This window comes from Verrucomicrobiia bacterium, from assembly GCA_035460805.1.
Taxonomy (GTDB): Bacteria; Patescibacteriota; UBA1384; order CAILIB01; family CAILIB01; genus DATHWI01.
Map to the genome: position 1 here is coordinate 1 of DATHWI010000099.1, position 5,175 is coordinate 5,175.

The following is a 5,175-nucleotide window of genomic DNA, read 5'->3' on the forward strand; positions in this document are numbered from 1 at the left end:
CGGGCCATAGGAAGTATCTTTGCTAACCTCCAGTTGGTCATGAAAGCGACGATAAGCGGCCTCCAGTATTCTTCGATACTCACCCATTGCAGTCCCCTAGTTATCACTACATTCCCCAACGGTAAGCGACAGACGGAGAATAGAGTGCGATGTTATGGTGTAATGCTCACAATAACCAAGAAAAACTACTGCTTATGAATATCGAAAAACTCCCACCGCTCATAGAGCTTAAAGACATCATGCGGGCAACGATGCGTCTCCCCTACACTGAGTCTGAATTACAAGCCGTTACAAACTTCATTACATACAATCGCGGCAATGGCTTAGATACTCAGCTTGAGACAACCTTTGCCAACTATGCCGATTCTTTGATTACGGAGGGTGTACTGATCAAGAATTGCAGCCCAAGATGGTTTTGGGCATTACATCAAAAACATCTTTTATGATTCCAAAAGCTGCATTTGCACTTTTGAATTTAATGCGGTTGTTGACGAAAACCATCCTGCGTTTCATTTAACAAAGTTGGCAGCAGAAAAAACAGTATCGCAATTCCTATGGGGCGCTTATGTGGTTCATGGAGAGCCCCTAGCAAATGACCAAGAATTACAATAAGGAGAAATTTCCATATGGGTTCAAAAATCAAAGAAATAGCTACCTCTCAACTGCAAGAGGCATTTGCTAAAGCACTAGCCGATCTAACGGGCCAACCTTGGTCCGTGGCGATAGGTTCGATTGAGTATGTCCAGAGCCAATGCCAATCTTTCACAGGCGCCGAAACTATCTCGTTCAATGCTATAGCAACTACTGAACCAGCAGAGGAAGATGAAAACCCATTTTCCAAAATCTAAAACAACTCACTATAGGGGTGGGGAAACTTCCGAATAGTTTTGTTAGAAAAATGCGAGTGGGTAACCTACGGTGTGGGTTCGCCCGTTCCCCCCTCCGGGGTCTCTTCCTGACATCTCAATCAGTCCAACCGGCTTACTCTTTCTAACGTGCCTTAGCGAGTTTGAAACCTGGTTAGCAAATTCAGCCCCAGCAGTACCAATAGAAAAGCCCTCAGGTAATCCCAAGGGCTTCTTTAGCATCTCCTACTTGCTACCCGCTTATGATGACCTTCACTCGTCCTAAGTATAGCTCCCTCTCAGTCGGTGAATCCTTCACATACTCAAAGGTAAGACGACCAGAAGGTTCAATCATCAGCTCATATCCGAAGAGCTTTAGGTAGGTAGGTTTCATGCTTTGATTATCCTTGTTGTTAAGCCCGTAGGTGAATCCACGAGACATCCAAAGATTAACATGAAGATTTATGAAGGTGTTTGTAGTTACCTTATGGAAACAGTTACTTAATCGTAACATCCACTAAGATAACCTTGATAACACCCGCTGGAGTTGTACTAAGCTCCACTCGCCTTCCCTGGCAGTCGGAACCCCAAGCTTATTCAATTCATTGACCATAGCTCGTTGAGACATTCCTGAGGTCTTGAAGGCATCAAGGGTAGGTCTCAAGTTCTCGGCAAACTCTTTAGCTTCAATCAATCGCTTGTCATTGTCGGCTTTCAGCTTGGGGTTACCCAGCTTCTTTCCTTCTTTGGCGAGAAGCTCTTTCTTTATCTGCAATGCCGCTTTAGTTCTTTGACTGATTATCTTCGCCTCATGCTGTGCCATTGCTGAGAGGATATGTATGGTTAGTTCATTGGCTTCAGGAAAGTCACACGCAACAAACTTAACCTTCTGCTCCATGAGGGTGGAGATGAAATGGACGTTACGGGCCAATCTATCTAACTTGGCGATGAGTAGCTTCGCCTTATTCTTCCTGGCGAACTCTATAGCAGCTCTAAGGTGGGGTCGCTTACTAAGCGCATTACTACCCTTACCTGTTTCCACCTCAGTGAACTCTTGTAATAACTCCCAGTTTCCACCATTAAGGTAACGCTTCACTGCTTCCTTCTGAGCGTCTAATCCAAGCCCCGAGCTTCCCTGTTTAGCTGTGCTAACGCGGTAGTACGCAACGTATTTCCCCTCCATGTTTTTGCTCCAATGGATGACTGACTACATTTTCATACGATGGTATGTATGTTGTCAATCTGAACGCAACACCCTAGCAGGTACTTTTCTGGCAACGGCCCATCTTTCGTAAGTCACTGATTTATCGGGAACCGAATACCATAGCTAAGCACTACTTTTTTAACCTTAATACGGAACACAACGAATCAATGAAACAAACCGCAAAGACCAGTACAGCATCGTGTGCGTATACCAACATCAGGCTAGACCCTTTATCCAAAGCCAAGCTTGATTGGATTCGCACCTTTTATGCGTCAAAGGGGGAAGAGTTCTCAAACTCAATGATTCTCAGACGAGCGATAGAAACACTCGAAGATCACCTTAGTCAGTTCTGTAATGGACGAGCCAAGAAAGAGCTTGAGCTTGAGTTGATGCTTACCTTGAGTTGCTGCAATAACAAGGCAGACCCTTTCAATGGTCAATATCCTTGGAAGAACCTTGGAAATCGTCCCATCAAAACCTTTGGCTACTATGTGCCCAATCCAATTCTGGCGCGTCTCAATGAAAGCGATTACCTAAGAAGCACTAGACCGATCAACAGTTAAATACCAGCCAGTAAGAAACCATAAGCCACCTTGAGTGGCTTTTTGTATTTCTGGTGGTCACCCATGAGGAATCAATGACATTTCAAAAGCAATACGAACAAGCTCTACATAGACAAGCACAGAGACAAAACCGAGAGCTGTCCCCGATTAACCTAGCAGTGGCGCAACTCATAAGCAATACAGCAGACAAGGCAATCAGAGACACCCGCATGGGTTCCCTGAAGAGTCCCTTTAAGGTCGTATCAGCTCCCACAGGATCAGCTAAGACCAACTCAGCCATAGCCTTTGCATGTGCCATGTATGCACATGACCCTGCATATACCTGCGCCTTTGTGGTTGAGGAAATCAGCCACGCCCAGGAAATTTACATAGCTCTAGCCCATGAAATACCAGATAAGGACTTGGGAATTTGGACAAGCTTTCATGATGTGAGTCAGCGCAATCCGAGTGTTATTGAGAGACTTGGTATTCCGGTAACTCTTACTACCCTGGAAAGTACAGCCTCTAAACGAGTCGTCATCTACACCCATAAGAAGTGGCTCAATGAGATTGAACACTGGAAAGACTATGGAGTTAGACGGCACCAGGGAAAGCCTCGGGACGTTCTTTTTATTGATGAACAACCATCAGTAACTCAGATCATCGAGAGAACCCCAGCAGATATTCTAAAGCTCCGAGACATCATCCTTTCAGTCGATACCCACCACCACCTTGTATCCATCTTAACAACCGTCGCCCACCGGATGGAGGCTGTATTTTCTACTAACGGTGATGAGATGCAGGGAGTAAGGCTGGTGGAGTGTCTTGAGGCTTACGATAGTTTCACTGAGGCCGAAGCCCATACCTTTTGCAGTACCTACGGTATACGGAACCCCGAGCAATTTATAGAGGGCTTTAGGTTCCTCAGGGCTTGCTCTATGGGCTATTGCTTTCTCACGCGGGGCGCTCCAAGGAGCTTTGTGGCTTATGTACCCTCCTTTAGTCCAGAGCCTAACCAAGTGATTCTAGACGCTACAGCTGACCTATGCGGCCTGTACCCTTTGTTGGGTGGAAAGCTTGCAGAAGGTGTACCCAAAATTGATTACTCAAACCTTAGGTTGAATCATGTGGAACCACCTAAAGAATTCAGTCACCTCCGCTCAGTAGTCTCTAATAGAAAAACTGCTGAGGATTATGCAGCCTGGATTCGCGGGGTCGTCATGCAGAACACCAAGGCTGGTGATCGAGTCCTGGTAATCGTACACAAGGACATGGTTACAACTCACGGACTCTTTCCCCACACTCCAAGGGAACCCGATAGTGAGGTATTTCCAGGGCGAGTGTGTTCTATTCTCTGGTGGGGCCAGGGTATTGGCTCAAACCAGTACAAGGACTGTACTGAGGTATTCATGTTCTCTGAGTTCTATCAACCACGCAGAGCAATAGTGGCTAAGACCCTGGGAGCTAAAAGCCAGAGTGTTGAAGAGTCAGATATTCACACCCTAAGGGGGAAACTCAAAGGCGATTATCTAAGCATCCAGGAGGGAGACCTTTTGAGATGGACAAAACAGTTAGCCAGCCGGGGTAATGTCAGGAACGTGGACACACAGGGTAAATGTGGGGCCATGAACTTGTACACCTCAATGGACTTCAACCGTCTAATAGCGAACCTGGACAGACTATTTCCCAACGCTCAAAGCCCAAGCAGATACCTTGAGTATGTCGTCAGCTCTGACCCTAAAGGTTCTCTCAAGGGACGTGAGGGGCTGATAGCTTTGCTTAGTACCTCAGCTTCCAGCCATATCAGCTTCAAGGATGTACAAGCCATGACAGATATTAAGTCCTGTGAAGTACGGAGAGAGCTTGGGTCCCCCACAGTGAAACCTTCAGTTGATGCTTATGGTTGGACTGTAGTGAATGCAAAGTCTCTTGGTAAGTCTGGTAAGGGGCTATGGCTGGTGAGAAAAATGTAATCCCTTAATAGATTCCCTGAGCGTTTCCATTATTCTCAAAAATCAAATCGACTCGCTTGAGAAAGATGGAATTGCTTAATAGATTCCTAAGCGTTTCCATTTTTCTTCCCTAAAGAAAGGGGCTTCCCGTGCATGGGATACCCCTTCTCTCTCAGTACAACCCTTAAGTAAATCTTGTATCTGTCTCTCTGTTACCCCCGATAGTGAAACTTTAAGACCTCGTTACATCAACCACTGATAACCCCTAAGGACACCCATGACCCAACCCATAAGCCAATCTATATCCAGAAACAGTCACATGAGATGCCGCGCTCCTGGCTGTATCAAACTCAGGTACAACCTAAGCGCTCATTGTCGCAATCACTTCAAGAATGCTTACCTTTACGGAGACCCTTTAGGGCGATCTATCCAACGCTCTGAATTCATGCGGGAGTATGAGGAAAGTAAAGACCTCATAAGCTCTAACCTCAACCACCCAGCCACAGAGACAGCCCTTCAGTTCATCCAGAAGTGGCTTGATATGGCAGCTAATGGCTCAGCCTGTGTAGCTGCAACTGAGATGAATAGGCTGGTGCTTGGCGGTGTGACAGCCCAACAAGTTCTGACAGAAG

At 46.2% G+C, this 5,175-nt stretch carries 6 protein-coding genes; 5 read left to right on the forward strand and 1 reads right to left on the reverse strand.

The window, feature by feature from the left end; genetic code table 11:
• Positions 1-194 precede the first annotated feature (194 nt).
• The gene (locus VLA04_03760; protein HSI20788.1) at positions 195-446 is read left to right on the forward strand and encodes a hypothetical protein; all 252 of its coding nucleotides are present in this window, start codon (positions 195-197) and stop codon (positions 444-446) included.
• 180 nt (positions 447-626) lie between these two features.
• On the forward strand, positions 627-848 hold the full coding sequence (locus tag VLA04_03765; protein HSI20789.1) for a hypothetical protein: 222 nt from the start codon (positions 627-629) through the stop codon (positions 846-848).
• 514 nt (positions 849-1,362) lie between these two features.
• Here the strand turns inward: VLA04_03765 and VLA04_03770 are convergent.
• Positions 1,363-2,028 carry a recombinase family protein gene (locus VLA04_03770; GenBank protein HSI20790.1) on the reverse strand — a complete coding sequence of 222 codons (666 nt, stop codon included), beginning with the start codon at positions 2,026-2,028 and terminating at the stop codon, positions 1,363-1,365.
• A gap of 188 nt (positions 2,029-2,216) precedes the next feature.
• Between VLA04_03770 and VLA04_03775 the strand changes: the two genes are divergently transcribed.
• The 3 genes from VLA04_03775 to VLA04_03785 all read left to right on the forward strand — a co-directional run.
• On the forward strand, positions 2,217-2,612 hold the full coding sequence (locus VLA04_03775) for a hypothetical protein (protein HSI20791.1): 396 nt from the start codon (positions 2,217-2,219) through the stop codon (positions 2,610-2,612).
• A 74-nt stretch (positions 2,613-2,686) separates the two neighbouring features.
• Complete coding sequence (locus VLA04_03780) at positions 2,687-4,564, forward strand: hypothetical protein (GenBank protein HSI20792.1); 1,878 nt, start codon at positions 2,687-2,689, stop codon at positions 4,562-4,564.
• A gap of 424 nt (positions 4,565-4,988) precedes the next feature.
• The coding region (locus tag VLA04_03785) for a hypothetical protein (GenBank protein ID HSI20793.1) at positions 4,989-5,175 on the forward strand (187 nt) is incomplete at its 3' end.

What these genes read in the sequence shown, in the direction of transcription:
- VLA04_03760 (HSI20788.1), top strand. Translation starts at nt 195, where the DNA reads ATGAATATCGAAAAACTCCCACCGCTCATAGAGCTTAAAGACATCATG.
- VLA04_03765 (HSI20789.1), top strand. Translation starts at nt 627, where the DNA reads ATGGGTTCAAAAATCAAAGAAATAGCTACCTCTCAACTGCAAGAGGCA.
- VLA04_03770 (HSI20790.1), bottom strand. Translation starts at nt 2,028, where the DNA reads ATGGAGGGGAAATACGTTGCGTACTACCGCGTTAGCACAGCTAAACAG.
- VLA04_03775 (HSI20791.1), top strand. Translation starts at nt 2,217, where the DNA reads ATGAAACAAACCGCAAAGACCAGTACAGCATCGTGTGCGTATACCAAC.
- VLA04_03780 (HSI20792.1), top strand. Translation starts at nt 2,687, where the DNA reads ATGACATTTCAAAAGCAATACGAACAAGCTCTACATAGACAAGCACAG.